Genomic DNA, 26,282 nt, shown 5'->3' on the forward strand with positions numbered 1-26,282 from the left:
AATCAGACCTGCGCGTCGGACGGTGCGCGCGGCCTGAGCGACCAGGCGCAAACGAGGCCCAGCACCGCCATGATCGTCGCGCTCGCAAGCATCGTCGGCACCTTGCCGCCGTGCTGGAGGCCAAGGCCATAGGCCAGCGGTCCCACCGTTTGCCCCATGAAGAAAAAGAACGAGTGCAGTGACATCGCCGTCGCCCGCGCCCCGATCGACAGCTCGCTGGCGAACACCTGCAAGCAGCCATGGATCATGTAGAAGCCCCAGCCCATCGCCAGCAAGCTGAGGAATTGCAGCTTCCAGCCCGGACCGAAGGCCAGCAGCGCGAGCTGTAGCGCCACGATGCTGCCGCCGGCGATCATCATGCCTTTGACGCCGAGCCGCGGCAGCATGCGCGACACGGTGAAGGTATAGAGCAAGCCGCCGACTGCAAAACCCGCGATCACGATGCCTGCGATCGACAATGATTTTTCGCCGAGATCGAACAGGAACGCCGCGATGAACGGAAACAGGCCGAACACGCAGCAGCCCTCGACGAACACGGCCGAGTAGCAATAGCGCGTGTTGGGATTGCCGAAGATGGTGCGGTAGCCCTGCCGCAAGGTCTTCAGGTCGGACTTCGGCGCCGGAGTCAGCGCGGCGCCGCGAAAGCCTGCGGCGACCGCGACGGCCGCAATCAGGCCGAGCGCGCCAAGGATCACGAGCACGCCGCGCCAGCCGATGAAATCGCCGATGATCCCGCTCGCGGACGCGCCGAGCAGGTTGCCCGTCATCGATCCCGCCATCGTGCGCCCGATCGCGACCTGCCGCTTGGCGGGTGCGACGAGGTCGGCGGTGAGGCCGAGCGCGACGGGAAATACGCCGCCGGAGGCAATACCCGCCAGGATGCGGGTCGCGAACAGCGCCGAGAACGTGCTCGCGAGCGCGCCGAGAATGCAGGCGACGCCGAGCAGCGCCAGGCATAGCGTCATCAACCGCGCCTTGCCGAACAGATCGGCGGCCGCGCCGATCGCCGGCTGCACCAGCGCATAGATCAGGGCAAAGCCGGCCGCGATGCTCGCAGCCGTGGCGATGCTGATCGAAAAATCCTCGGCGACATGCGGCAGCACGGGATCGAGCGCCCGCGTCGACAAGGCCGCCGAGAATCCGGCGAGCGCGATGATGTTGATCGCGGGCGGAAACTTTTGCTCTTGGGGCGGCCTGGTCAGAGGCTGGTGCATCAGCGCGTGATGCTTTTGGTCACCGCGTCGAACGCCATCAGCTTAGCGATCAGCCCTTCGAACTGATGCAACGGCACCATGTTGGGCCCGTCGGAGGGCGCACGATCCGGATCCGGATGAGTTTCGATGAAGAGCCCGGCAACACCGACAGCCACGGCGGCGCGCGCGAGCACCGGAACGAACTCGCGCTCGCCGCCGGAGGAAGCTCCCTTCCCGCCCGGCTGCTGCACCGAATGGGTGGCATCGAAGATCACGGGTGCGCCTGTCGTGCGCGCCATGATCGGCAGGGCGCGCATGTCGGAAACCAGCGTGTTGTAGCCGAACGAGACGCCACGCTCGGTGACGAGCACGTTCGGATTGCTCGCGCTGGTGATCTTGGCGACGACATTGGTCATGTCCCAGGGAGCGAGAAACTGGCCCTTCTTGACGTTGACGACCTTGCCGGTTGCGGCCGCGGCCAGCAGCAGATCGGTCTGCCGGCATAGGAAGGCCGGGATTTGCAAGACGTCGACGGCTTGCGCCACCTCGGCGCATTGTGCGGCATCGTGCACGTCGGTCAGAACAGGCAGGCCCAGCGAGGACCGGATCTCGGCAAAAATGGGCAGCGACTGCGCGAGCCCGAGACCGCGCGCTGCCGACGCGCTGGTGCGGTTGGCCTTGTCGAACGAGGTCTTGTAGACGAGGCCGATCTTCAGCCGCGCGGCAATCTCCTTCAGCGCGGAGGCCACCTCCAGCGCATGCTGACGGCTCTCGAGCTGGCACGGCCCGGCGATGATCGAGATCGGCAGATCATTGCCGAATTTGACCGTGCCGACGGTGACGACCGGTGCTGCAGATTGAGTGGTGCTCAAGGCGCAAAATCCCTGTTTCGGCGCGAACCATAGCGGCCGAATGGGTGGGATCAACCCCATTCGGCCCGGACCGCTAGAATATCAGGGTTGCGCTGCAGCCTGTCCTGCAGAACTGCTACTTGACCGCCGAGAAGGCGGTCGGCGCCAGGATCTGGCTGACGATGTTGGCCACGATCTGGCCGTCGGCCTCACTCTCGGCGCGTGCTTTCGCCCAGTCCGGGTCGGTCACGAACTTGCCCCACTTCGCCTCGCGATCGGCAAGCGACTCCCAGGCCAGAAAATAGGTCAGCTCCTGGTTCGATTCACCGATCAGCGTGGTGAAGAATCCGGCCTGCTTGATGCCGTGCTTCTCCCAGATCTTCAGCGTGGCGGTCTCGAAGCGCTTCAGCAGCGCCGGCAGGCGGCCCGGGACGCAACGATACTGGCGCATTTCGTAGATCATTCTTGCTTCCTCCCTGAACAGGTTCGGCCGTTATAACGATCCCGCCATGATGCTGTCTTGAGCCCTACCGGCCGCCCCCGGTGGCGTTTCGCGCATGGCTGGAAAGCTCCCGGGCAACGCGCCGCATCCAAGTTCCCGCAATGCTGCCGCAATGATCGGGCCGCTAGAAAGGCTCAGTTGCGGCTCAAGTGCTGGATCATGCGGATTTTGCTTGTCGAGGATGAGGCGGAGATGGCCGGTGCGCTGGCCTCGGCGCTCAAGCGCTACGACATGGTGGTGGATCACGCGCCCACCCTTGCGGACGCGGAAGAAGCAATCTCCGCCGCCGTGCATGCCGCCGTGCTGCTCGACCGTCAGCTTCCCGACGGCGACGGCCTCACGCTGATCCCGAGGCTGCGGGCCCGCGCCGACGGCGTGCCGATCATCGTCCTGACCGCGCGTGGCGAACTCGCCGACCGCATCGCCGGACTCGACAGCGGCGCCGACGACTATCTGGCCAAGCCGTTCGCGGTCGAGGAGCTGCTGGCACGGCTACGTGCGGTGCTGCGCCGGCCCGCGGGCCTGTCCACAGAGATCATCCGCGCCGGCCGCATTGCCTTCGACCTCAGTCATCGCGAGGCCAGCATCGATGGCCAGCCGTTCGAGCTGCCGCGGCGCGAACTGCTGGTGCTCGAAGCCCTGATCCGGCGCATGGGCCGCACGGTGCTCCGTTCGGCGCTGGAAGAGGCCGTCTACAATTTCGATGACGAGATTCAGTCCAACGCACTGGACACGCACGTCTCGCGGCTGCGCCGCAAGCTCGCTGATGCCGATGCCGGCGTGGAGATCCACGGTATTCGCGGCGTCGGCTATCTCCTGAAGAAGCTGACATGAGCAAGCACGACGATCCCTATTACCTGCGCTCGCGATTGAGCTGGCGTCTGCTCGCGCTGCAGGCTGCGCTGTTGGTGGCGCTGGTTGTCGTGGTCGTCGGTGCACTTTCCGCTTCGGGCTTCGCGCTGGCGGAGCGCGACGAGGATCGCGTGATCGATGTCCTGCAGCACGCGCTCGCGCGCGATGCGGGAGGCGGCCTGACCCTGCGCTCGACGCCCGACCTCAAGCAATTGCGGACCGAAACACCGGACCTGTGGTTCCTGGTCCGCGACCGGCAAGGACAGTCGCTCAAAGAGGGCGCCGTGCCGGCCGAATTCGCCGCGATCGGCGGCGGTCTCGACCAGATCAGCCAGGCGCGGCTCGGCTGGCAAATGTTCGCGGACGACCCGCGCAAGCCGGCGGCGCGGATGAAGCGCGTCGATACCGATGCCGGCAACGTGCAGATCATCACGGCGACGCAGGGACGGCTCACCGGCGGCAAGGCGCTGCTCATGACCTCGTTGGCCCTTCTCGGCATCGCCCTGCCCGGCCTGCTGGTGATGGGAACAGCGACTCTCATCGCGACACCGATGATCGTGCGGCGTGCCTTCCGGGGGGTGGATGCGACCGCGGACCAGGCGCGCCGCATCGACATGCATCAGCGCGGAGCTCGGTTGTCCGTAGAGCAAGTTCCGCTGGAAGTCGTGCCGCTGGTCACCGCCGTCAACGACGCGCTGGCGCGGCTCGACCAGGGCTATATCAGGCACAAGCGTTTCGTCGCGGATGCCGCGCACGAATTGCGCACGCCGATCGCGATCCTGAACACGCGGCTGGAATCACTTGCGCAAGGACCGGACAAGACCCGGCTGCTGGAGGATGCCGCACGGCTCGCAACGCTCGCCGAGCAATTGCTCGACATCCAGCGGCTCGACCGCTGCGGCTCTCCCTTTGCGCGCGTCGATCTCGTCGCGGTCGCTCAGCGCGCGGCCGCCGATCTCGCGCCGCTGGCGATTGCCGCCGGCTACGAGCTGGCGCTCGATGCGCCGGCAACGCCGGTCGAGACGGTCGGCGATGCAGCGGCGCTGGAACGCGCGTTGACCAATCTCGTGCAGAACGCGATCCAGCACGGCCCTCGCCGCGGCACGATCGGCATTCGCGTGAGCAAGCCCGCCTGCATCGAGGTCACCGACGAAGGTGCCGGCATTCCCGCCGATCAACGCGAGCAGATCTTCGAGCCGTTCTATCGACTCTCGCCACTGGATCGCGGGGCCGGCCTCGGTCTCAACATGGTGCGCGAGATCGTGCTCCTGCATGGCGGCCAGGTCGCGGTCACCGACAGCGCCGACGGCGGCACCTGCTTCAGAATGACGCTGCCGGCAAATCGGCAGAATTGATTCAATCCGCCTTCACTGCTCGTTGCGCAATGCTGTCGCAATGCACTCCGGCAACAGTGCCTCCGCCTCACCTCTGCCCCCAAGAGGCGCAATCGAGATGCCGGAGTGCGCATGCCCAACGATTTCCTCTCCTTCTTCGTATCCTGGATGTCTTCGCCGCGTCGGGTCGGCGCTATCGCCCCATCGGGCGCGGCGCTCGCCGATCTCATCACGCGCGAGATCAGCGAGAAAACCGGTCCGATCCTCGAGCTCGGCCCCGGCACCGGCGCGTTCACCTACAAGCTGCTGAAGCGCGGCGTGAAGCCCCAGGACCTCACGCTGATCGAGTACGGGTCGGATTTCATGAAGCTCCTGCAGATGCGCTTTCCCGGCGCGCGCGTGTTGTGGATGGACGCGGCGCGGCTTGCCACGGAGCCGCTCTATGTCGGCGCCCCCGTCGGCGCGGTCGTGAGCGGCTTGCCGCTGCTCAACATGTCGACGCGGAAGGTCATTTCGATCCTCAGCGGCGCATTCGGCTACGTTCGCCCCGGCGGCGCCTTCTACCAGTTCACCTACGGCATGAGCTGTCCGATTCCGCGGCCGGTGCTCGACCGTCTGGGCCTGCGCGCCACGCTGGTGGATCGCGCCTTCCTGAACGTGCCGCCGGCAGCCGTCTACAAGCTGACGCGACGGCCACAGATGACGCTGATTGCGGGATCGCTGGCGCGCGACGTTTCGGCTCAGCTTGGTCGCGAGGCGGCGCATCGCGAACACGACTTCACGGTAGCGCCTTGAAGGATCAGACTAGCCGGCTCTGCTTCGCCGCCGCCTCGATAAACGAAGCGAACAGCGGGTGCGGCTCGAACGGCCGCGACTTCAGCTCGGGGTGGAACTGGACGCCGATGAACCAGGGGTGATCCTCGTATTCGACGATCTCAGGCAGCACGCCGTCGGGCGAGAGGCCGGAGAACTTCAGGCCGTGCTGCTCCAGGCGATCCTTATAGGCGGTGTTGACCTCGTAGCGATGGCGGTGGCGCTCGGAAATCTCGGTCGCGCCGCCATAGACCTGTGAGACGCGGCTGCCGCGGTTGAGCGTGGCGGGATAAGCGCCAAGCCGCATGGTGCCGCCGAGATCGCCGGCCTGCGAGCGCCTCTCGAGCTCGTTGCCACGCAGCCATTCCGTCATCAGGCCGACCAAGGGCTCCTTGGTCGGGCCGAACTCGGTCGAGTTGGCCTCCTCGATCCCGACGAGGTTTCGGGCGGCCTCGATGACAGCCATCTGCATGCCGAAGCAGATGCCGAAATACGGCACGTCGCGCTCGCGCGCGAACTGCGCGGCCTTGATCTTGCCTTCCGCACCACGCTGGCCGAATCCACCGGGCACCAGGATGCCGTTGACGTGCTCGAGGAATGGCGCCGGATCTTCCTTCTCGAAGATCTCGCTCTCGATCCAGTCGAGATTGACCTTCACCTTGTTGGCGATGCCGCCATGCGAGAGCGCCTCGATCAGCGACTTATACGCATCCTTCATGCCGGTATACTTGCCGACGATGGCGATGGTGACATCGCCCTCCGGATTACGGATGCGTTCGTTGATCTGGTGCCAGCTCTTGAGCACTGGCGGAATGCGCGATTCGATACCGAAGGCGGCGAGCACTTCATCGTCCAAGCCTGCCGCGTGATAGGCTTCAGGCACTGCGTAGATGCTATCGGCGTCGCGCGCCTCGATCACAGCGCTCTCGCGCACGTTACAGAACAGGCCGAGCTTGCGCCGCTCTTCCTTGGGAATCTCGCGATCGGTGCGGCAGAGCAGAATGTCGGGCTGGATGCCGATCGAGCGCAGCTCCTTCACCGAATGCTGCGTCGGCTTGGTCTTCAGTTCGCCGGCGCTCGGGATGTACGGCAGCAGCGTGAGGTGAATGTAGATGGCGTGATCGCGCGGCAGCTCGTTCTTCAGCTGGCGAATCGCCTCGAAGAACGGCAGGCCTTCGATGTCGCCGACAGTGCCGCCGATCTCGACCAGCACGAAGTCGTACTCGTCATTGCCGGAAAGGACGAATTCCTTGATCGCGTTGGTGACGTGCGGCACCACCTGGATGGTCGCGCCGAGATAGTCGCCACGGCGTTCCTTGGAGATGATGTCCTGGTAGATGCGCCCTGTCGTGATGTTGTCCTGCTTCGTCGCAGGACGCCCGGTGAAGCGCTCGTAGTGACCGAGATCGAGATCAGTCTCCGCGCCGTCATCGGTCACGAACACTTCGCCGTGCTGATACGGCGACATCGTTCCGGGATCGAGATTGAGATAGGGGTCGAGCTTGCGGAGGCGGACCTTGTAGCCCCGGGCCTGCAGCAGGGCACCGAGTGCCGCTGAAGCCAGACCCTTGCCGAGCGAAGAAACCACGCCGCCGGTGATGAATATGTACCGCGCCATGGGACTTAACCTCTAATCCCTCGAACCCGATTCGCCAAAGCGATTCGTATTCCGCCCCAAAGAATCTGCGGGCCTGTGGGTGAGCCAAAACGAAGAGTGGTGACAGTGCCTTGATGGGGATTGTTGATGCAGGACGCTAGCCGCCGTCCTGCATGGCCCCCCTGCTTTATTGCGAGCGAGGCACCTGCGGGCCGCTCGGCGCTGCCGGGGCCTGCTGCTGCTGTTCGTCCGCCTTCTTCAGCGTGTCGAGAATACCGCCCGAGGTCGGCGGGGTGATCGGCCCACCGCCAGCCGGCTGGGTCTGCGACGCCGGCTGGATGATCGAGGACGGCGCGCGGTTGTAGCCGGCATACCAGGACAGGAACAGGCTGGTCAGGAAGAAACCGGCAGCGAGGACCGCCGTGGTCCGCGACAGAAGATTCGCAGTGCCGCGGCTCGACATGAAGCCTGCACCTCCGCCCATGCCGAGGCCACCGCCTTCCGACTTCTGGAGCAGGACGGCACCGATCATGACGGCAACGATCATGAGGTGGATGACGATGACAACGGTCTGCATAGTATCCTTCCGTCACAAGCGGGCGGCGCCTGACGGCGGCCGATCGCGCTTCGCGGGTTTTCCTGAAGTTGCGCGGTGTTACACGATCGGAAGGGGCATTGCCACCCCCGATCGGCCACGGATCAAAGCTTTGGGTTAGCTAGGGACACCCCTTCGCAATCGCAAGGAAATCGGCCGCTTTAAGGCTGGCACCGCCAACCAGCGCGCCGTTGACGTTTTTGACCGCCATCAGCTCGGCCGCATTCGACGGCTTGACCGAGCCGCCGTAGAGGATCCGCATCTTGCCCCCCTCCGTCTTGAACCTGGAGGTCAGGAGTTCCCGGATAAAGCCATGAATCTGCTCGACATCTTTGGCCGTGGGCGTGAGGCCCGTGCCGATGGCCCAGACCGGCTCATAGGCCACGACCAGATTGGCGGCCGTCGAGCCGTCCGGAAGCGAGCCGTCGAGCTGGCCGCGGACGATATCCAAGGTCTGGCCGGCGTCGCGCTGGCCTTGGGTCTCGCCGATACAGACGATCGCGATCGCCCCCGCGCGCCAGGCGGCCTCCGCCTTCTGCCGGATCAGGGCATCGCCCTCGCCGTGATCGGCGCGACGCTCGGAATGACCGACGATGATGGCGGTTGCCCCCGCGTCAACCAGCATTTCGGCCGCGATATCACCGGTATGGGCGCCGGACGCCTTGGGATGGCAATCCTGGGCCCCTACAGCGACCTTCTTACCGCGCGCTCTGTCAGCAAAAGCCGCGATCAGGGTCGCCGGCGGGCAGACCAGCAGATCGGCCTTGCCTGATACCCCTTCCGCACCATTGAGCATGGCGTCGAATTCGGCGGCCGCGGCCATCAGGCCATTCATTTTCCAGTTGCCGGCGATCAGCGGTCGGAGGGCATCGGTCATGTCAGTTTCCAGCAAATTGAGGTTTGTGCATGCGCTAGCAGAGGTACAGCAGCAGTTCCAGAGACCAGGAGCGCTTTAACCGCACCTTCGAGGGACGACCCGAGGCGAGGTTGCGGGGCGAAAGCCGCCACTTTATGATGGCATATCAATTTGGTGACGCGCTTTTGCGGAATCTGCATTAAGACGCGCTCCCGTTCCCCTCCTGCCAAACAAGTTGGACCAAATGCTTCGAGGAATGCGCAAGGCCTCATCAAACTGGGTCGGCAAGACCATCATGGCCGTCGTGATGGGCGTGCTGATCATCAGCTTCGGCATTTGGGGCATCGCCGACATTTTCCGGGGCTTCGGGCAGTCCACACTGGCCAAGGTCGGCCACACCGAGATTTCGCTGAACGAGTTCCGCCAGACCTACACCGACCGCATCCAGCAAATCGGCCGCCAGTTCGGCCGCCCGCTCACGCCCGACCAGGCGCGGGCGTTCGGCCTTGACCGCCAGGTGTTGCAGCAGACGATCGCGGAAGCTGCGCTGGACGAAAACGCGCGCCAGCTTGGTCTCGGCGAGTCCGATGACCAGATCCGCCAGCTCATCATGAACGATCCGAATTTCAAGGGCGTCGACGGCAAGTTCGATGCGAACCGCTTCCAGGGCCTGATCCGCAATTTCGGCTATACCGAGCAGCGTTACGTCGCCGAGCAGCGCAAGGTGGCGCTGCGCCGGCAGATCACCGGCACGATCGGTGCCGGGCTCGAGCCGCCGAAGGTCATGCTCGAGGTGGCGACGCGTTTCCAGAACGAGCAGCGCTCGATCGAGTTCGTCCGGCTCGACGCCGCGCAGGCAGGCCAGATCGAGGCCCCCTCGCCTGAGGCGCTCGCCGCCTATTTCGAGGACCACAAGGTCCAGTTCCGCGCGCCCGAATACCGCAAGATCGTGTTCGCAATGATCTCGCCGGAGGACATCGCCAAATGGACCGATGTCTCCGACGAGGAGGCGAAAAAAGTATTCGACCAGCGCAAGGACCAGCTCGGCACGCCGGAGAAGCGCCAGATCGAGCAGATCGTTTTCCCGAACATGGCCGAGGCGCAGGCTGCCCGCGAGCGCCTGGTCGGCGGGGTCTCCTTCGAGGACCTCGGCAAGGAACGTGGACTGAGCCCCTCGGACGTCAATCTTGGGCTCGTGACGAAATCTTCGCTTGAACCCGCGGTCGGCAATGCCGCCTTCGCGCTTCCCGCAGGCGAAATCAGCCAACCGATCCAGGGCCCGATTGGCGTCTCGATCGTCAAGGTCGACAAGATCGAGCCGGGGGCCGAAGCGAACTACGCAACCCTCGCCCCCGCCATCAAGCGCGAGATCGCCGCCGGCCGCGCGCGCACCAAGGTCGGCGAGCTCCGCGACAAGATGGAGGACGAACGCGGCGCCGGCACCAGCGTCGCCGAGGCCGCCCAGAAGCTCGGGCTCACCGCCGTGACGATCGATGCCGTCGACCGCTCCGGACGCGCGCCGAACGGGCAGCCCGTCGATAACATTCCGCAGGGTCTCGATGTGGTCTCGCAAGCCTTCAACAGCGACGTCGGCGTCGACAACGACCCGATCTCCTACAAGGGCGGCTATGTCTGGTACGACGTGCTCGCCATCACGCCGTCGCGCGACCGCAATCTCGACGAGGTCCGCGACCAGGTCGAGGCGCGCTGGCGCCAGGACCAGATTGCCGCCAAGCTCAAGACCAAGGCGACCGAGATGGTGCAGAAGCTCGAAGCAGGCGGCAAGCTCGCCGACGAAGCCGCTGCGATCAACGCCAAGGTCGAGACCGCCAGCGGCTTCAAGCGCGACGATACCCCGGCCGGCGTACCCGCGAACATCGTGGCGGCCGCTTTCCGAACCGCCAAGGACGGCGTCGGACAGGCGCCCGTGACCGGTGGTACTGAAGTGATCGTCTACCGCGTCACCGACATCGTCGATCCCAAGGTCGATACCGCCTCCGACGCCTTCAAGAAGCTGAAGGAGGGCATCGACCGGTCGCTGACGGATGAGCAGGTCGCCTCCTACGTCAACAAGCTTGAAACCGAGATCGGGACCACCATTAATCAGGCCGCCTTCGCGCAAGTGACCGGCGCGAACCAGTGAGTTGAAAGCACGCGATGGACGACCTGAAATCGATTATTGGGAAAGTTGCGACGGGCGCCAGCCTGTCGCGTGAGGAAGCCGCTTCCGCCTTCGACGCCCTGATGTCCGGCGAGGCCACGCCCTCGCAGATGGGCGGCTTGCTGATGGCGCTACGGGTGCGCGGCGAGACCGTGGAGGAGATCACCGGCGCGGTGACGGCGATGCGCTCGAAGATGCTCACTGTCGACGCGCCCGCCGATGCCGTCGACATCGTCGGCACCGGCGGCGACGGCTCCGGCTCCGTCAACGTCTCGACCTGCGCCGCGTTCATCGTCGCCGGCACCGGCCTTCCCGTCGCCAAGCACGGCAACCGCGCGCTATCGTCGCGCTCGGGCACCGCCGACGTGCTGGCTTCCCTTGGCGTGAAGCTTGACCTCAAGCCCGAGCAGGTCGGCCGCTGCGTGCGCGAATGCGGCATCGGCTTCATGTTCGCGCCCGCGCATCATCCGGCCATGAAGAATGTCGGCCCGACCCGGGTCGAGCTCGCCACCCGCACGATCTTCAATTTGCTCGGGCCTCTGACCAACCCTGCAGGCGTGAAGCGCCAGATGGTCGGCGTCTTCTCAAGGCAATGGGTGCAGCCGCTGGCTCAGGTGCTGAAGAATCTGGGCTCCGAATCCGCCTGGGTGGTGCACGGCTCCGACGGGCTCGACGAGATCACCCTCACCGGCCCAACCTTCGTCTCCGCACTCCACAATGGCGACATCAAGACTTTCGAGGTGACGCCCGAGGAGGCCGGCCTGTCGCGCTGCGAGCCCGGCGCCCTCAAGGGCGGCGATGCCGATGCCAATGCGATCGCCCTGCAAAACGTGCTCGACGGCAAGCCGAGTCCCTATCGTGATGTCGCGCTGCTCAACGCCGCCGCCGCACTGATCGTCGCCGGCCGCGCCAAGGACCTCAAGGAGGGCGTCGCGATCGGCGCGAAATCGCTGGACAGCGGCGCGGCGAACGCGCGGTTGAAGCATCTGATCGCTGTCTCGAACAGCTGAGCGTGTCATGTCCGATATCCTGAGCAAGATCGAAGCCTACAAGCGCGAGGAGATCGCGGCGGCCAAGCGCGCGCAGCCCCTCTCCGCCGTCGAAGCCAGGGCCAAGGCGCAAGGCGCGCCCCGCGGCTTCGTGCGCGCGATCAAGGCCAAGCACGCCAATGGCGATTACGCGTTGATCGCCGAGGTGAAGAAGGCCTCCCCATCCAAGGGTCTGATCCGCGAAGATTTCGATCCTCCGGTGCTTGCCCAGGCTTACGAGGCGGGCGGCGCGGCTTGCTTGTCGGTGCTGACCGATACGCCCTCGTTCCAGGGCCATCTCGACTTCATGGTGGCGGCGCGCGCGGCGACCTCGCTCCCCGTTTTGCGCAAGGATTTTCTGTTCGACACTTATCAGGTCGTCGAGGCGCGCGCGCACGGGGCCGACTGCATTCTCATCATCATGGCCGCGCTCGACGACGCGACCGCCAAGGACCTCGAGGACGCCGCACTCTCCTACGGCATGGACGTGCTGATCGAGATCCACGATCGCGCCGAGCTCGACCGGGCACTGAAGCTGCGCTCGCCGATGATCGGGGTCAACAACCGCAATCTGCGCACCTTCGAGACCACGCTTGCGACCAGCGAGATCTTGGCGCCCCTGATCCCGCAGGAGCGATTGATGGTCGGGGAGAGCGGCATCTTCACGCCTGCCGACCTTGCAAGGCTCGAGCGCGTCGGCATGTCGACCTTTCTGGTCGGCGAGAGCCTGATGCGGCAGGCCGACGTGACCGCCGCCACGCGCACGCTGCTCGCGCGGGAGAGCAAGGTCCGCGCCACGGGCACGCGCTGATATGGCGCGAAAGCCGGCGACGTCCAAGCCTTCGAAGAAGGCGAGCCCTGCCCTCACCCATATCGGCGCCTCTGGCGAGGCGCGGATGGTCGACGTCTCCGACAAGGCCGCGACCGAACGGCTCGCCGTCGCCGAAGGGCGCATCGTCATGGAGAAGGCGACGTTGGACCTGATCATGTCAGGCAATGCCAAGAAGGGCGACGTGCTCGGCACCGCGCGCATCGCCGGCATCATGGCGGCGAAACGCACCTCGGAGCTGATCCCGCTCTGTCATCCCCTGGCGCTGTCGAAGGTCACGGTCGACATCGAACCCGATGCGACGCTGCCGGGTTGCGTCGTCCGCGCCAGTGTCAAGGTGACCGGGCCCACCGGCGTCGAGATGGAGGCGCTGACGGCGGTCTCGGTTGCATGCCTCACCATCTACGACATGATCAAGGCGGTGGAGCGCGGCGTGCGCATCGAAGGCATCCATCTCATCGAGAAGCTCGGCGGCAAGTCCGGCCACTACCGCGCCTGATCTCCCACTTCGACGTGCCGGTCGATTCCCGCAGCGCCACCCGCATTGCGGGGTCGGTGCGCCATGCGCGTCCAGCGCATTTGCGTGCCGGGGTTCAGGTCGCGTTAACCGTACTTCCTAACGTCGCCTCCACATCGGTCCCGTAAACCGACGGATGTTACAGGGATCGCTTGATGACCCTGACGTGTGCACGGCAACGATCGACATGATGACGGGATACGGCAGTCGCCTGCTTGACCACGCCTTCGTGCGCAGCGGACCTATCCGCTGGCTCGTGGTGGGCGGCATACTCCTGATCGCGGCCATCGCCGTCGGCGCCGTGTTGATGGCGCAGAATTTCCGCGAGCGCGCGCTGCGCAACTCCGGTCGCGAGCTGGAAAACACCGTGCTGCTGCTCGCCCATCATTTCGATCAGCAATTGCAGGATTTCGCTGTCATCCAGAGGGATTTCGTCGATCACGTGCGGGCCATCGGCGTCGCCGATGCAGACGACTACCGAAAGCGCCTCGCCGGCCAGGACATTCACCGGATGCTGCGCTCGAAGATCGAGGCGCTGCCCTATATTGGCGGGGTCAACGTCATCGACGACCAAGGCAACGTGATCAATTCGTCCATGGCATGGCCGTCTCCGAAAGTGAACGTTGCCGATCGCGCCTATTTTCGTACCTTCAAATACGACCCTCAGGCCCCCGACGTCCTGATCGAACCGCTCTATAGCCGGATCTCCGGCCAATGGACCATTCTGATCGTTCGCAAGATCGTCGGACCGAACGGCGAATTCATCGGCGCCGTCGGGCGTGGCATCGAGCCCGCCGGGTTCGAGAAGTTCTTCGCGTCCGTCGTGCTCGGCGAAGGCGGGACGATCTCGATGCTGCACCGGGATGGAACGCTGCTCGCTCGTTATCCCCATTCCAGCGAATTGATGGGTCGGAACTTCAAGAGCGGCTCGTTCGAGCAGCAGAGGGTTTTCGGCCTCGACCACTTCGCCGGCCGTTTTATCAGCCCCGTCGACGGCGAAGACCGGCTGATCTCCGCGCGCGCCCTGCCCCATTTTCCGATCCTGATGATGGCCACGATGACGCGCGCGGCGGCCCTGACGGACTGGCGCGAGCAGATCGGCATCCTGATTTCGACCGCCGGCGCTTCCGCGCTCGCCATCGCCAGCGTGCTGATCGCGATCGTGCGCAAGCTCCTGGAGCAGCACCGCATGTCACGGGAGCGGCTGACGCTGGAGAAGCAGCGCCTCGATCGCGCCGTCAACAATATGACCCAGGGCCTATTGCTGGTCGACGCTTCGCAGCAGCTCGTGGTGTGCAACCAGCGCTATATTGAGATGTACGGGTTGGCGCCCGAAGTCGTGAAGCCGGGCTGCAGCTTCCGCGAAGTCATCGCGCACCGAAAGCAAACCGGCTCGTTCACGGGCGACGTCGACCAGTATGTCGCCCTCGTGCTGCGCGACATCCACGTCCGCAACTCCATGGTGGTCGATACCGCCGACGGCCGCTCGATCCAGATCGTCAACGAACCGCTGGCCGATGGTGGCTGGGTCGCGACGCATGAGGATATCACCGAACGCCGTCGCATCGAGGAACGCATCACCCACCTCGCCCACTACGACGCGCTGACCGACTTGCCGAACCGCACCATGTTCCACGAACATCTGCGCGGGGAGCTCGCCGCCATCGCCGATGGCGAAGAGCTCGCGGTACACTACATCGACATCGACGAATTCAAGGGCGTCAACGACGCGCTCGGCCATCTCGTCGGCGACGAGCTGTTGAAATCGGTGGCCGAGAGCCTCCGCAGCTGCGCCGGCCCGACCGACTTCGTGGCACGGCTCGGCGGCGACGAATTCGCCATCGTGCAGAGCGCCGTGTCCTCACAGGACCAGGTCATCGAGCTCGTTGCACGGGTCTTCGCCTCGATCCGGGCACCGTTCGACTGCATGGGCCATCACCTCACCACCGACGCCAGCATCGGCATCGCGCTGGCGCCCGGACACGGCACCGCGCTGGACCAGCTCCTGAAGAATGCCGACATGGCGATGTACGCCGCCAAATCCGCCGGCCGCCGCACCTATCGCTTCTTCGAGCCGGAGATGGACGCCAAGGTGCGCGAGCGGCGCCAGCTGGAAATCGATCTTCGCCACGCCATCGCTTGTGGCGAGCTCGAAGTCTTCTACCAGCCCTGCCTGAGCCTGAAGGACGACCGCATCACCGGTTGCGAGGCCTTGGTGCGCTGGCGTCACCCCGAGCGCGGCATGGTCTCGCCCGCCGAGTTCATCCCCATCGCGGAGGATACCGGGCTGATCAACGAGATCGGCGAATGGGTGCTGGCGACCGCCTGCCGCGATGCGGCTGGCTGGCCCGACGACATCCGCCTTGCCGTCAACGTCTCGCCGGTGCAGTTCAAAAGCGGCACGCTGGCGTTGAAGATCATGGCGGCGCTGGCCGCCTCCAACCTGCCGGCGAGCCGGCTCGAGCTCGAGATCACCGAGGCGGTGCTGATCCGCGACGACGACACCGCGCTTGCGATCCTGCACGAGCTCCGCGCCATCGGCGTCCGCATCGCACTCGACGATTTCGGCACCGGCTATTCCTCTCTGAGCTATTTGCACCGCTTCCCGTTCGACAAGATCAAGATTGACCGCTGCTTCGTCGAGGACATCGCCGGCCCTGACGGCTCTGCCAGCATCGTGCAGGCCGTGGTGAATCTCGCCAGCGCGCGCCGCATGGCGACCACGGCCGAAGGCGTCGAGACCGAGGAGCAGCAGCGGCTGCTGCGCGCGCTCGGCTGCACCGAAATGCAAGGCTATCTGTTCAGCGCCGCGAAAACGGCCGACAAGGTCGTGGAGCTGTTCGCCCTCCACCGCAGCCGCCTCGCGCAGCGCGGCGGCAGCGAAGCTAGGCGCCGCGAGGCGGGTTAGGACTTCACAAGAGAGGCCACGCCCCGCGCTGCTCCAGTGAAATGAATTCGCCCGGGAGCGGTCATCCGCTCCCGGGCGATCAACGTCTGGAGGTCGCGACAACCGATGGATCTAGTTCGGCACCGTTGTCTTCGGCGCCGGCTTCGCGGCCGCCGCATTGACGGTGACGCCATGCAGGAAGTCGTAGGCCGCGTGCAACGCCTTGTCGTTCTTCTCTTCCGGCGGAACGTAGGACTGGGAGCCCGTCTGCTCCTTGCCATCGGCGGCCTGCAGATGACCGCGCATCTGCGACTCCGCCATAGTATCGACGCGACCCTTCAGCTCGGGCGGAACGTCCTGGAGGATCTCGATATCAGGCGCGATGCCCTGGGCCTGGATCGAGCGGCCCGATGGGGTGTAGTAGCGCGCCGTAGTCAGCGCCAGCGCGCCGTTGCCGGTGCCGAGCGGAATGATGGTCTGCACCGAGCCCTTGCCGAACGAGCGCGTGCCGATCAGGGTCGCGCGCTTGTGGTCATGCAGCGCACCGGACACGATTTCCGAGGCCGAGGCCGAGCCGCCGTTGATCAGGACGACCAGCGGCTTGCCCTTGATGAGATCGCCGCCATGCGCGGTGAAGCGCTGAGTCTCTTCCGGATTGCGGCCGCGGGTCGAGACGACCTCACCGCGCTGCAAGAACGCGCTCGACACCGACACCGCCTGGTCGAGCAAACCGCCCGGATTGTTGCGCAGGTCCACCACGTAGCCGACGAGCTTGTCCTGCGGGACGTCCTTGGAGATCGAGGCGATCGCCTTCTTCAGGCCATCCGTGGTCTGCTCGTTGAAGGAGGTAATGCGGATGTAGCCGATGTCGCCGTTCTCGACGTGGAAGCGCACCGGGCGGACATGGATGATCTCGCGCTTGATCGCGACTTCGAGCGGGGCATCGGCGCCCTTGCGCACGATGGTGAGCTTGGTCTGGGTATCGACCGGCCCCTTCATCTTGTTGACGGCCTGTTCGAGCGTCATGCCCTGCACGGCATCGCCGTCGATCTTGCTGATGAGGTCACCGGACATGATGCCGGCCTTGGACGCCGGCGTATCGTCGATCGGCGAGACAACCTTGACCAGACCCTCCTCCATGGTGACCTCGATGCCGAGCCCGCCGAACTCACCGGCGGTGGTCTCCTGCATCTCGGACCAGGCCTTGTCGTTCATGTAGCGCGAATGCGGATCGAGCGAGGTAACCATGCCAGTGATCGCCCCTTCGATCAGCTTGGCATTGTCGGGCTTCTCGACATAGCTCGCCTTCACCCGCTCGAAGACCTCCCCAAAAAGATTGAGCTTGGAATAGGCATCGTCCGCGCCTGCCGCCGCCCGTGCCGCCCATAGTCCGCCCTGCGGACCTGATACGAGGAGGGTCAGGCATGCTCCGGTGAGCGCGCCCAGAGGGAACAGCAGGGTTTTCCGCATGGAATGGGTGGCCTTTTCGCTTAGCGGTTTTTTTGAGGCTTGGCAGCCGCCATGCAAATGGCGATCCAGCCCGGTTCTCACAATATCATTCTGGTTTCTTCAAGGCCGGCCCGCCACGCGGGCGCCTACCCCGTCGAAATCCCTTCGCCTTGACCTAAACATTTGGCAACGTTCGGAAGACCGGCCCCTTCAGGGCGGGAAACCGGTCGGCCGGACGACGCCTCGCGTCTAATGCGATTTTAGGATGGTTTTGGAGCGCCGGACGGGATAGGCGATGGCGTAAGGCTTCAAATTCTCGGGAGGATAACAATGAACGAAGCACTCCGGCCGGAACGGAACGTCGAGCTCGGCGCCAGCAACGAGCCGTTCCAGAACCTGCACGAATTCATCCGGAAGGCACGTTCCAACCTCAACCAGAATGCCTGGGACTACATCGTCGGCGCCGCCGAGACCGAGACCACGATGCGCCGCAACCGCATGGCGCTGGACGAGATCGCTTTCCGTCCGCGTGTGCTGCGTGATGTACGCAGGGTCGACGGCTCGGTCGAGCAGTTCGGCCGCAAAATGCGCCTTCCCGTGGTGCTCGCGCCCGTCGGCGCACTGGAAATCTTCGATCCTGATGGCGCGGCAAGCGTAGCCCGCGCTGCCGGCACTTTCGGAGCGTCGCATATGCTCAGCTCGGTTTCCGAGCCCGGCCTGGAAAAGACCGCCGAAGCCGCCCCCGATGCGCTGCGGATGTATCAGCTCTATGTCCGCGGCGATGACGCGTTCGTTGCCGACGTCGTCAGCCGCGCCGAGAAGGCCAATTATGCCGCCTTCTGCCTGACCGTCGACACCGCCCATTACAGCCGTCGCGAGCGTGACATTGCCAAACGCTACGTTCGCGAAAGCCGCCTGCGCGCCACCGGAGGCGACTACCAGAAGGGCCTGGAGTGGCGGACCGTGAAGATGGTCAAGGACAAGTTCAGGATTCCGCTGATCCTCAAGGGCATTGCCACTGCGGAAGATGCGCAGATCGCGGTCGATCACGGCGTCGAGTGGATCTACGTCTCCAACCATGGCGGACGCCAGCTCGACCACGGCCGCGGCGCCATGCATGTGCTGCCTGAGATCGTCGACGCCGTGAAGGGCCGCGCCAAGATCATGGTCGATGGCGGCTTCTGCCGCGGCACCGACATCGTCAAGGCGATCGCGGCGGGCGCCGACCTCGTCGGCATCGGCCGGCTGCAATGCTGGGCGCTCGCGGCGGCCGGCGAAACCGGTGTGAGGCGGATGCTGGAACTGCTCGAGGACGAGGTGTTGCGCTGCCTCGGTCTGTTGGGCGCCACCTCATTCGCCGAGGTCAACAAATCCTGCCTGCACCCGGCCATGTCAACCAATGCGCCGAGCGTGTTCAGCGCGTTCCCGCTGTTCGATCACGAACCTTACCGGTACTAACGAGAAGGACACAATGACATCGCTTTCTCCCGGCAGCGCGGACGCGCTTCTGTTCGATCTCGGGCGCGTGGTGCTCGACATCGATTTCTCCAAGGCGATCGCCTGCTGGGCGGGACATGCCGGGTGCAAGCCCGAAGCCATCGTCGCCCGCTATGTGCGCGACAGCGAAGCCTACAGGTTGCACGAGGTGGGCAAGCTCAGCGACGAGGACTATTTCGCCTCGCTGCGCGCATCACTCGGCATCAGCATTTCGGATGCTCAGTTTCTCGAGGGGTGGAATGCGATCTTCGCCGGCGAAATGCCCGACATCGCGGAGTTGCTGCCGCGCGCGGCGAAACGAATGCCGCTCTATGCGTTCTCAAATACCAACCGACCGCATGTGGAGCATTTCTCGAAGGAATATGCCGACCTGCTCGGCCATTTCCGCGAGCTATATCTGTCCTCCAGCATCGGCCTGCGCAAGCCGGATGCGGAAGCCTTCGATCATGTCGTCGCCGCAATGGGTATACCGGCAAACCGGATCGTGTTCTTCGATGACCTCGCCGAGAACATCGAAGGCGCGCGGGCCCGCGGCCTTGCCGCGGTGCATGTGACCTCGCCCCACGATGTCGGCATTGCGCTGAAGGCGCTGGGGATCTGACCGCTGACGGTGGCACCTCCCGGTGCCGTCAGGCACCAGTTTCGCTGAAATTGAGGAACCGGCACACTTTGTGCATTTTTGTGCAGAGTTCCCGGAACGAATGTCGGCGTCAGGACTCATGAGTCGGTTGGGAATTCTACATCGGACTATCGACGTGCTAGGCAAAACCTATCTTACCAGGCAGGCGTCCCTGCTGATGAAGTACGCCAGAACCACCTCGGATTCTGACCTTTCCGCAAAGCTGATCAGTAAGGCCGCCGATTTGAAGGCGCAGGCCGATCCGATGCCCGACAGAGATCAGGGTCCTCACGCACCCGACGTGACGCCGGACGGGGATCCGGTCCAGTCGTGATCCCTGCCGCCCCGACCCCACATGCCGCTGCTTGTGCAGGTGACCCCCGTGGGCAGCGAATGGGGGGAGAGCACTATACCGCTCGCCTTCGGCTGGCGTTCGAGTGTTTGACAGACCGGCGTCAGCCTGCAGGCTGAGCTGGTGCGGCTGTTGATGCAGAAGTAGCCCACCTCGGCGCCGGTTATCCATTTTGCCTCAATGCACGCTCTCGGCTAGAACGCTTGCCGCAACCTGATCATTGCGTTGCCCTAGCAGGAGCTTTCGCCCGTGGCCCTCATGCCGGTTTCCGATGCGCTTGCTGCCGTCCTTTCGGCAGCGGAGCCGCTGCCGGAGGAAATGGTTGCCCTTGATCGGGCGTTCCATCGGGTGCTCGCGCGCGATGTCGCGGCGCGGCGGACGCAGCCACCGCAGGCCATGTCGGCGATGGATGGCTACGCCATCCGCGCCGCCGATGCCGCAAAGATCGACGCGCAGCTCACTGTCATCGGCGAAGTCGCGGCTGGCCGGCCCTTCGCGGGAACTGTCGGCGCGGGCGAAGCGGTACGAATCTTCACCGGTGGCGTCGTTCCCGATGGCGCGGATGCCGTCGTGATCCAGGAGGACACGGCTGCCGAAGGTAACCGCGTCACGATCAAAGAGGCTGCGATTCGCGGCCGGCACATTCGCCCCGCAGGCATCGACTTTCACGAAGGCGACGTGCTGCTCCGCCAAGGGACCAGACTGACCGATCGCGGCCTCGCGCTCGCCGCCGGAATGAACCACCCGCAGCTTCCCGTTCGCCGCCGTCCGACGGTCGCGATTCTCGCCACTGGCGACGAGCTGGTGATGCCGGGCACCACGCCCGGTCATGGCCAGATCGTCTATTCCAACGGCTATGCCCTGCACGCGCTCGCGCGCAGCGAGGGCGCCGACACCATCGACCTCGGCGTCGCCGCCGACACGCTCGAAGCCACCACCGCGGGCATCCGCCGCGCGCGCGAGTCCGGCGCCGACATCCTGATCACAACCGGCGGCGCCTCGGTCGGCGACCACGATCTGGTGCAGCAGGCGCTCCGGGACGAGGGCACATCGATGGCGTTCTGGAAGATCGCGATGCGGCCGGGCAAGCCGATGATGCACGGGCGGCTCGGACCGATGCGGGTGATCGGCCTGCCCGGCAATCCCGTGTCATCCTACGTGTGCGGCTTCCTGTTCATGGTGCCGCTGATTCGCGCGCTCTCAGGCCATTCGATGGTTCACCACCGCCGCGAACGCGCGGTGCTCGGCCGCGATGTCGGCGCCAACGACCAGCGCGAGGACTATCTCCGCGCGCGCCTCGATGTGCGTGATGATGGCACGCTCATCGCCCTTCCGGTCAATCACCAGGACTCCTCGTTGCTTGCGAATCTCGCTGCGGCACAGGTACTTCTCGTGCGTCCGCCGTTCGCGCCGAAGGCCGAAGCGGGAGCGCCTTGCGAGGTGCTGCGACTGCCCGTCTGAGCACAGCGTTCGCAACCGTTCCGCGGACTTTGTCGCGTTCACGGTAAATTAAGCAGTTGCGGAACATGTATCGAACATATAGTGTCCGTTCATGATTTGTTTCGAGGATGCAGCAGCTTATTGCTGAATTCAGCGTCTCGGAATCGAACGACATCGTCAGGGGGATTTTGGTCGAGATGTTAACGCGCAAACAATACGAGCTCCTGCGGTTCATCAGCGAGCGACTGAAGGAAAGCGGCGTGCCGCCCTCCTTCGACGAGATGAAGGACGCGCTCGATCTGCGCTCGAAGTCGGGCATCCACCGCCTGATCACCGCGCTCGAGGAGCGTGGCTTCATCCGTCGTCTGCCGAACCGCGCCCGTGCGATCGAAGTGATCAAGCTGCCCGAGCTCCAGGCCGCCGCCGGTAACCGCCGCGGCTTCACGCCGAGCGTGATCGAGGGCAATCTCGGCAAGGTACGCGCGACATCGAGCCCGCCCGCCGACGAGGGCGAGCGCCCTGTCGCAGTGCCGGTGATGGGCCGGATCGCGGCTGGTACACCGATCGAGGCGCTGCAGACCCGCAGCCACACCATCAGCGTCCCGCCGGACATGCTCGGCGCTGGCGAGCACTACGCGCTCGAAGTGCGCGGCGATTCGATGGTCGATGCCGGCATTCTCGACGGCGACATGGCGCTGATCCAGCGCAACGAGAGCTGCGACACCGGAGATATCGTGGTCGCCCTGATCGACGACGAGGAAGCAACCTTGAAGCGCTTCCGCCGCCGCGGCGCCTCGATCGCCCTGGAGCCGGCGAATGCCGCCTATGAGGTGCGCATCCTCCCGCCCAACCGGGTGAAGATCCAGGGCAAGCTGATCGGGCTGTACCGGAAGTACTGAGCACGATCCGAACCCGGAGAGCCGCGCGAGCGCAAACTGCACAGCCGTTTTCCCTCGCGACAAACGCGGAACGTGTTTGCGCGGAGATCATGCTCCAATAATGGACCAAAGCGCGTAGCACTTTAGGCGCTCACGCACGATCAACTGATGGAGCGGTCCGCTCCCGGCTGGATAGTCTTTCTGGTTTGCACACAGATTATCCGGCCACCTCTCGGCGCCAACTCCCCGGCAGGCCGCAACGAAGCGAGGCCTCATTCGGGCTGGCCGGCACCGGCCGGAGATTGCTGCAGAAGGTCTGCCGAATGCGCCGGAGCGGCCTTTGTTCCTAGAGGTTCGGGAAAGATATTGTGATTATGGCCGGCTGACCCAAGCCGCAGATTTGCCTACAACCAAGCAGAGCCTCACGGGCTTACACTCTGATAGAGGCCTATGCCTCAGGACAGAGGCATGGGTTGCTATCCTGATAGAGGAGCACCCGATGTGTGACTATAGCCTGCATGCCGTCGCGACGCGTCCCGCAGAAGTTGGCGAGACCATCGTCACGACAACGTTCCGCGGCACCTCGACACGCGGCTTCGCCTCCGAAGCCGACATGTCGGTTGCGGTCTGCCTGCTGCCGGGAACGGAGCTCGCCTTCGCCGACAACGTCCGCTACGACAACAGGTGGATCTGGACGCGCACCGTCAACTCGCGTGTCGGCAAGTTCGGCAAGATCGATCCGCACGTTCCCGATCGTCATCACGACGCGATCGAATTTCCCGATGGCAAGTATGTCCTGGTGACCCAGCTCGTCGAAGGCCAACGCGCGACCGTGCTGCAACTGCCCGTGACCCAGCCGCTCGGCGAGCGCGAGCACAAGCCGCAGATCATCGCCGACAGTCGTCCGACGCCGCCGCGTCTGCCGATCGGCTGAAAGACCGGTTTTAGTCCTCGGCCTGAAGGTCAGCCTCCGACGGAGTTGCGTCCCGAGCGCGTGGCGCCACCGACCTTGGCATGAGGGTCAGCTCGAAATCTCCTTCGCCGGCTGCTGCCGGCGACCAGGGGCGGTTTGCGCCCCTCGCCTTCACCGACTGAATCGCAAAACCGTCGCCGCGCTGCGTCAGCGCCAGCGCGCCCTGGTGTGCGAGACGCGCCCGATCGACCACCATCGCTGCGCAATCCGGCGGCGCAGGCCTTGATGTCACCACCAGCGCGGCCCGGCTGCAATCGTCAGCCAGCGCGTCGATGTGCAGTGCCAGCGCAACCATGCGGCCATCGGCGAGCGGTGCAACGCAACCGGCGTCGTCGCACGACACCCCGTCACCGAGCGTGGCACTGCCGGCATCGCGAGAGTCGGCATCCGCCGCGAGCCACTCCTTGAGCAGGAAAGCGTCCTTGTTCGTCCTGATCAGATGCAGCTGCCCGTCCCTGCCCCGCACCGCGACGTTTTGTCCGTTACCGGCAATGAGAATGTCGGGCTGCCGAACCGACAGACCCCAGACGGTCGCCGCCAGCAGCACGAGCGCGCCCGACCAGCGCAGCGGCGTGCGCAGCAGGCCCATCAGGATGAGGCCGAGGCTCGCAGCGACCAGCGGCGCAGTACCGAAGGCGCCAACATGGCCGACCGCGCCGGGCAGCGCAGCCACCCAGCGCGTGACCACGATCATCCAGTCGATGCCAATCCCCATCAACCACCAGAACACACCGTCCAGTCCGAACGGTGCGGCGAGCAATCCCAATAACCCGGCCGGCATCACCAACGCGGAGACCACCGGCATGGCACCGAGATTGGCGAGCACGCCATAAGGCGTGACGCGGTGGAAGTGGAAGGCGGCATAAGGCGTGGTCGCGAGCCCCGCGATCATCGAGGCCATGAACAGCATCGCGATCTCGCGACCGCCCCACAGCGCGATCCGCGCGGTCGTCGAATGATCGGGAGATGCGAACAGGTTCGGCATGCCGATCTGCACCAGCGCCACCAGCCCAAGCGTCGCCGCGAACGACATTTGAAAACTCGGATGCACCAGCGCCTCCGGTGCAACCGCGAGCACGATCAGCGCCGACACCGCCAAGGTGCGGAACGTGATCGCGCGACGATCCACCACCACCGCGATCAGCACCACCGCGGTCATGAAAAACGATCGTTGCGTTGCGACCTCCGCGCCCGAGAGCAGCAAATAGAATGCGGACGCGCCCAGCGCCGCGGCGGCCGACCATTTCTTTATCGGAAAGCCGACAGCCAGGCCCGGGATCAGCGCCAGCAGCGCGCGAACGGTGAAGAACACGACACCGGCGACGACGGCCATGTGGTAGCCGGAGATCGAGAGGACGTGGCCCAGCCCGGAGATGAACATCGCGTCGTTGACGGGCGTGGTGATCGCATCGCGGCGACCGGTCAGGAGCGCGGTGGCGATCGCCCTGTTGTCGCCATCGAGCGTGGCGCGGATGCGCGCATCGATCGCATCGCGCAGGCCCTGCATGAAAGCGGAATAACGCAAGCCCCAGCCGCCGGCATCGCGAGGCGCGCTCACAGTGATCGCCCCCATCGCAAAGCCGGACGCGCCGATGCCCTGGAAGAACATGTCGCGCGAGAAGTCGTAGCTGCCGGGCCGCAGCGGCGCGAGCGGCGGCATCAGCCGGGCCTTCAGCTGCACGAAACTGCCGACATCGGGCGCCGTCCCCTTGCGCACGGAGAGGCGGACGCGATCGAGCTTCACGTCGCTGCGCTGTGCCTCCATCGCCGTGACCCGCAGCACGAAACGGTCGGTGCGTTCGCGAATGTCGCGGGTCTCGACGAAGCCCGACAGGGACACCGAATAAAGCGGCTTTGCCAGCACCGTATGCGCGATGCGTGCCGTCTTCCAGGTCGCCATGGCAAAGCCGGCCGCGACCGCCGCGATCAGAATCGCGGATGCAAACAGTCGGCTCCGCCGCAAAAGGACCGCACCAAACGCCAGCGCCACTGCCGTGGTGGCGACGATCCACAGCACGGGCTCATGATCGGCGGCAAAGTAGAGTGCGATGCCGGAGCCGAACGCGATGGGCACCCAGGGGAATAGCCGTCCGGCGCCGGCTTCAGCCCTGGCCCATTCCCGCAGCGTCCCGACGATCGCGGGCCACACGCCAAAGCCCGCCGGCGCGAAGCCGCCGGCCGACGTGCTCGGCCCCGCCGGCCAAGTGCCGGCGATCCCTTGTGAGGCACGCCGCGCCCGGCCCGGCTCCGCCATTCCTTAGCAACCCCTGCGATATCAGACGGGCGCAGAGGCTACCGGAACGTGCAGGTCGCCGAATAGCGGTACGGATCAGGAACGAAGGGGCCCCAGCCCTACTTTTCCTCTTCCATCGTCACGGCCACATCCGCCTTGGCCGATAGCCGGACCTTGTTGCCCTCGACACCGGCAACGAGGCCCTTGTCGATGAAATGGTGGTGGCCCTTGTGACTGCCCTCGCCGCTGTCCTTCTTGGTCAGCTTGATGCGGTTACCCTCGACCTTGTCGACTGTGCCGACATGGACGCCATCAGCGCCGATGACTTCCATATGCTCCGCGATGTTCTGCATGGTGGGCTTCCTGGTTGGGACCCACTTCAACGCGGGGGCCGCGGGTTCGTTTCGATCTCGGGAATGACGATACCGTGCGTCAGATCAGTGGTTCCTTCGCCGAGGCGTGGTGATTGACGATCTTCCAGTCACCGTCCTCGCGCATGAGGACCCAACTCATCTTCACGACGAGATCGGGGCGCTCGCCGGCAAAATCGAAATTGATGATTGCGCCCATGTTGATCACGTCCGGCCCCGCTTGCGCCGCCTCCACCTCGGAGAACGCCGCGCTAGGCTTGCGCCAGCGCGGCAGGCCGTTGAAATAGTCGGCGACGCCGTCCCTGCCCCGATAGAGTCTTGGATTGGAGCCGAAGAAGAACGCGTTCTTGGCGTAGAGCGATGACAGCGCGGCGGCGTCGAGCGTTGCGAAGCCGGCGCACCATTTCGCGATGATTGCGGAAACGATGGCGCCGGCCTCACTGCTCATTGTCGTC

Annotated in this window: 24 protein-coding genes; 14 read left to right on the forward strand and 10 right to left on the reverse strand. The window is 65.0% G+C overall.

The features are described from left to right. Positions 1 to 2 precede the first annotated feature (2 nt). The 3 genes from BM374_RS07840 to BM374_RS07850 form a co-directional block, all read right to left on the reverse strand. On the reverse strand, positions 3 to 1,214 hold the full coding sequence (locus tag BM374_RS07840) for an MFS transporter (protein ID WP_092290712.1): 1,212 nt from the start codon (positions 1,212 to 1,214) through the stop codon (positions 3 to 5). Beyond that, a complete protein-coding gene (gene kdsA, locus BM374_RS07845) occupies positions 1,214 to 2,065 on the reverse strand; it encodes a 3-deoxy-8-phosphooctulonate synthase (RefSeq protein WP_092290714.1) in 852 nt (283 codons plus the stop codon). Before kdsA ends, BM374_RS07840 begins: the two co-directional genes overlap by 1 nt. A 115-nt stretch (positions 2,066 to 2,180) precedes the next feature. After that, on the reverse strand, positions 2,181 to 2,507 hold the full coding sequence (locus BM374_RS07850) for an NIPSNAP family protein (protein ID WP_092290716.1): 327 nt from the start codon (positions 2,505 to 2,507) through the stop codon (positions 2,181 to 2,183). A 198-nt stretch (positions 2,508 to 2,705) separates the two neighbouring features. Here BM374_RS07850 and BM374_RS07855 point away from each other — a divergent pair, with 198 nt between their 5' ends. From BM374_RS07855 to BM374_RS07865, 3 genes are all read left to right on the forward strand, one after another. Continuing rightward, positions 2,706 to 3,380: a response regulator gene (locus BM374_RS07855; RefSeq protein WP_092291844.1), complete on the forward strand. Its 675-nt coding sequence runs from the start codon at positions 2,706 to 2,708 to the stop codon at positions 3,378 to 3,380. After that, complete coding sequence (locus tag BM374_RS07860) at positions 3,377 to 4,753, forward strand: sensor histidine kinase (protein ID WP_092290718.1); 1,377 nt, start codon at positions 3,377 to 3,379, stop codon at positions 4,751 to 4,753. Before BM374_RS07855 ends, BM374_RS07860 begins: the two co-directional genes overlap by 4 nt. Positions 4,754 to 4,864: 111 nt before the next feature. Beyond that, positions 4,865 to 5,527 (forward strand): class I SAM-dependent methyltransferase, encoded by a 663-nt coding sequence (locus BM374_RS07865; protein WP_244552544.1) that lies wholly within the window; start codon positions 4,865 to 4,867, stop codon positions 5,525 to 5,527. Between the two features lie 4 nt (positions 5,528 to 5,531). On the opposite strand, the gene pyrG is transcribed toward BM374_RS07865, so the two are convergent. The 3 genes from pyrG to tpiA all read right to left on the reverse strand — a co-directional run bounded on the left by pyrG (position 5,532) and on the right by tpiA (position 8,614). Continuing rightward, on the reverse strand, positions 5,532 to 7,163 hold the full coding sequence (pyrG, locus tag BM374_RS07870) for a CTP synthase (RefSeq protein WP_092290722.1): 1,632 nt from the start codon (positions 7,161 to 7,163) through the stop codon (positions 5,532 to 5,534). A 166-nt stretch (positions 7,164 to 7,329) separates the two neighbouring features. Beyond that, the gene (gene secG, locus BM374_RS07875) at positions 7,330 to 7,719 is read right to left on the reverse strand and encodes a preprotein translocase subunit SecG (protein WP_092290724.1); all 390 of its coding nucleotides are present in this window, start codon (positions 7,717 to 7,719) and stop codon (positions 7,330 to 7,332) included. Positions 7,720 to 7,858: 139 nt separating this feature from the next. Next, positions 7,859 to 8,614 (reverse strand): triose-phosphate isomerase, encoded by a 756-nt coding sequence (gene tpiA / locus BM374_RS07880; RefSeq protein WP_092290726.1) that lies wholly within the window; start codon positions 8,612 to 8,614, stop codon positions 7,859 to 7,861. 223 nt (positions 8,615 to 8,837) lie between these two features. Here tpiA and BM374_RS07885 point away from each other — a divergent pair, with 223 nt between their 5' ends. The 5 genes from BM374_RS07885 to BM374_RS07905 all read left to right on the forward strand — a co-directional run bounded on the left by BM374_RS07885 (position 8,838) and on the right by BM374_RS07905 (position 16,036). Next, positions 8,838 to 10,736 (forward strand): SurA N-terminal domain-containing protein, encoded by a 1,899-nt coding sequence (locus BM374_RS07885; RefSeq protein WP_092290729.1) that lies wholly within the window; start codon positions 8,838 to 8,840, stop codon positions 10,734 to 10,736. A gap of 14 nt (positions 10,737 to 10,750) precedes the next feature. Then, complete coding sequence (gene trpD, locus BM374_RS07890; RefSeq protein WP_092290731.1) at positions 10,751 to 11,764, forward strand: anthranilate phosphoribosyltransferase; 1,014 nt, start codon at positions 10,751 to 10,753, stop codon at positions 11,762 to 11,764. A gap of 7 nt (positions 11,765 to 11,771) precedes the next feature. Continuing rightward, positions 11,772 to 12,593, forward strand: coding sequence for an indole-3-glycerol phosphate synthase TrpC (trpC, locus tag BM374_RS07895; RefSeq protein ID WP_092290733.1), 822 nt, complete (start codon positions 11,772 to 11,774; stop codon positions 12,591 to 12,593). A gap of 1 nt (position 12,594) precedes the next feature. Then, positions 12,595 to 13,110, forward strand: a complete 516-nt coding sequence (gene moaC / locus BM374_RS07900) for a cyclic pyranopterin monophosphate synthase MoaC (RefSeq protein WP_092290735.1) — start codon at positions 12,595 to 12,597, stop codon at positions 13,108 to 13,110. Positions 13,111 to 13,315: 205 nt separating this feature from the next. Then, positions 13,316 to 16,036 carry a bifunctional diguanylate cyclase/phosphodiesterase gene (locus BM374_RS07905; protein ID WP_177248223.1) on the forward strand — a complete coding sequence of 907 codons (2,721 nt, stop codon included), beginning with the start codon at positions 13,316 to 13,318 and terminating at the stop codon, positions 16,034 to 16,036. Positions 16,037 to 16,147: 111 nt separating this feature from the next. On the opposite strand, the gene BM374_RS07910 is transcribed toward BM374_RS07905, so the two are convergent. After that, the gene (locus BM374_RS07910) at positions 16,148 to 17,485 is read right to left on the reverse strand and encodes a S41 family peptidase (RefSeq protein WP_092290739.1); all 1,338 of its coding nucleotides are present in this window, start codon (positions 17,483 to 17,485) and stop codon (positions 16,148 to 16,150) included. A 309-nt stretch (positions 17,486 to 17,794) separates the two neighbouring features. On the opposite strand from BM374_RS07910, the gene BM374_RS07915 reads away from it, so the two are divergent. The 6 genes from BM374_RS07915 to BM374_RS38475 all read left to right on the forward strand — a co-directional run bounded on the left by BM374_RS07915 (position 17,795) and on the right by BM374_RS38475 (position 23,184). After that, positions 17,795 to 18,922, forward strand: coding sequence for an alpha-hydroxy acid oxidase (locus tag BM374_RS07915; protein ID WP_092290741.1), 1,128 nt, complete (start codon positions 17,795 to 17,797; stop codon positions 18,920 to 18,922). A gap of 13 nt (positions 18,923 to 18,935) precedes the next feature. Continuing rightward, a complete protein-coding gene (locus tag BM374_RS07920) occupies positions 18,936 to 19,562 on the forward strand; it encodes an HAD family hydrolase (RefSeq protein WP_092290743.1) in 627 nt (208 codons plus the stop codon). A 196-nt stretch (positions 19,563 to 19,758) separates the two neighbouring features. Beyond that, a complete protein-coding gene (locus tag BM374_RS07925; RefSeq protein ID WP_244552545.1) occupies positions 19,759 to 19,914 on the forward strand; it encodes a hypothetical protein in 156 nt (51 codons plus the stop codon). A gap of 267 nt (positions 19,915 to 20,181) precedes the next feature. After that, positions 20,182 to 21,393, forward strand: coding sequence for a molybdopterin molybdotransferase MoeA (locus tag BM374_RS07930; RefSeq protein ID WP_092290745.1), 1,212 nt, complete (start codon positions 20,182 to 20,184; stop codon positions 21,391 to 21,393). A gap of 176 nt (positions 21,394 to 21,569) precedes the next feature. Then, positions 21,570 to 22,271, forward strand: a complete 702-nt coding sequence (gene lexA / locus BM374_RS07935) for a transcriptional repressor LexA (RefSeq protein WP_092291848.1) — start codon at positions 21,570 to 21,572, stop codon at positions 22,269 to 22,271. A gap of 478 nt (positions 22,272 to 22,749) precedes the next feature. After that, positions 22,750 to 23,184, forward strand: a complete 435-nt coding sequence (locus BM374_RS38475) for a hypothetical protein (protein WP_128966473.1) — start codon at positions 22,750 to 22,752, stop codon at positions 23,182 to 23,184. 10 nt (positions 23,185 to 23,194) lie between these two features. Here the strand turns inward: BM374_RS38475 and BM374_RS07945 are convergent, their stop codons facing one another. The 3 genes from BM374_RS07945 to BM374_RS07955 all read right to left on the reverse strand — a co-directional run bounded on the left by BM374_RS07945 (position 23,195) and on the right by BM374_RS07955 (position 26,275). Then, on the reverse strand, positions 23,195 to 25,477 hold the full coding sequence (locus tag BM374_RS07945) for a ComEC/Rec2 family competence protein (protein WP_092290747.1): 2,283 nt from the start codon (positions 25,475 to 25,477) through the stop codon (positions 23,195 to 23,197). A 98-nt stretch (positions 25,478 to 25,575) separates the two neighbouring features. After that, positions 25,576 to 25,809 carry a DUF2171 domain-containing protein gene (locus BM374_RS07950; protein ID WP_015685840.1) on the reverse strand — a complete coding sequence of 78 codons (234 nt, stop codon included), beginning with the start codon at positions 25,807 to 25,809 and terminating at the stop codon, positions 25,576 to 25,578. A 79-nt stretch (positions 25,810 to 25,888) separates the two neighbouring features. Beyond that, positions 25,889 to 26,275, reverse strand: coding sequence for a YybH family protein (locus BM374_RS07955; protein WP_092290749.1), 387 nt, complete (start codon positions 26,273 to 26,275; stop codon positions 25,889 to 25,891). Positions 26,276 to 26,282 lie beyond the last annotated feature (7 nt).

It is taken from the genome of Bradyrhizobium sp. Ghvi (genome assembly GCF_900115265.1).
Classification (GTDB): Bacteria; Pseudomonadota; Alphaproteobacteria; order Rhizobiales; family Xanthobacteraceae; genus Bradyrhizobium.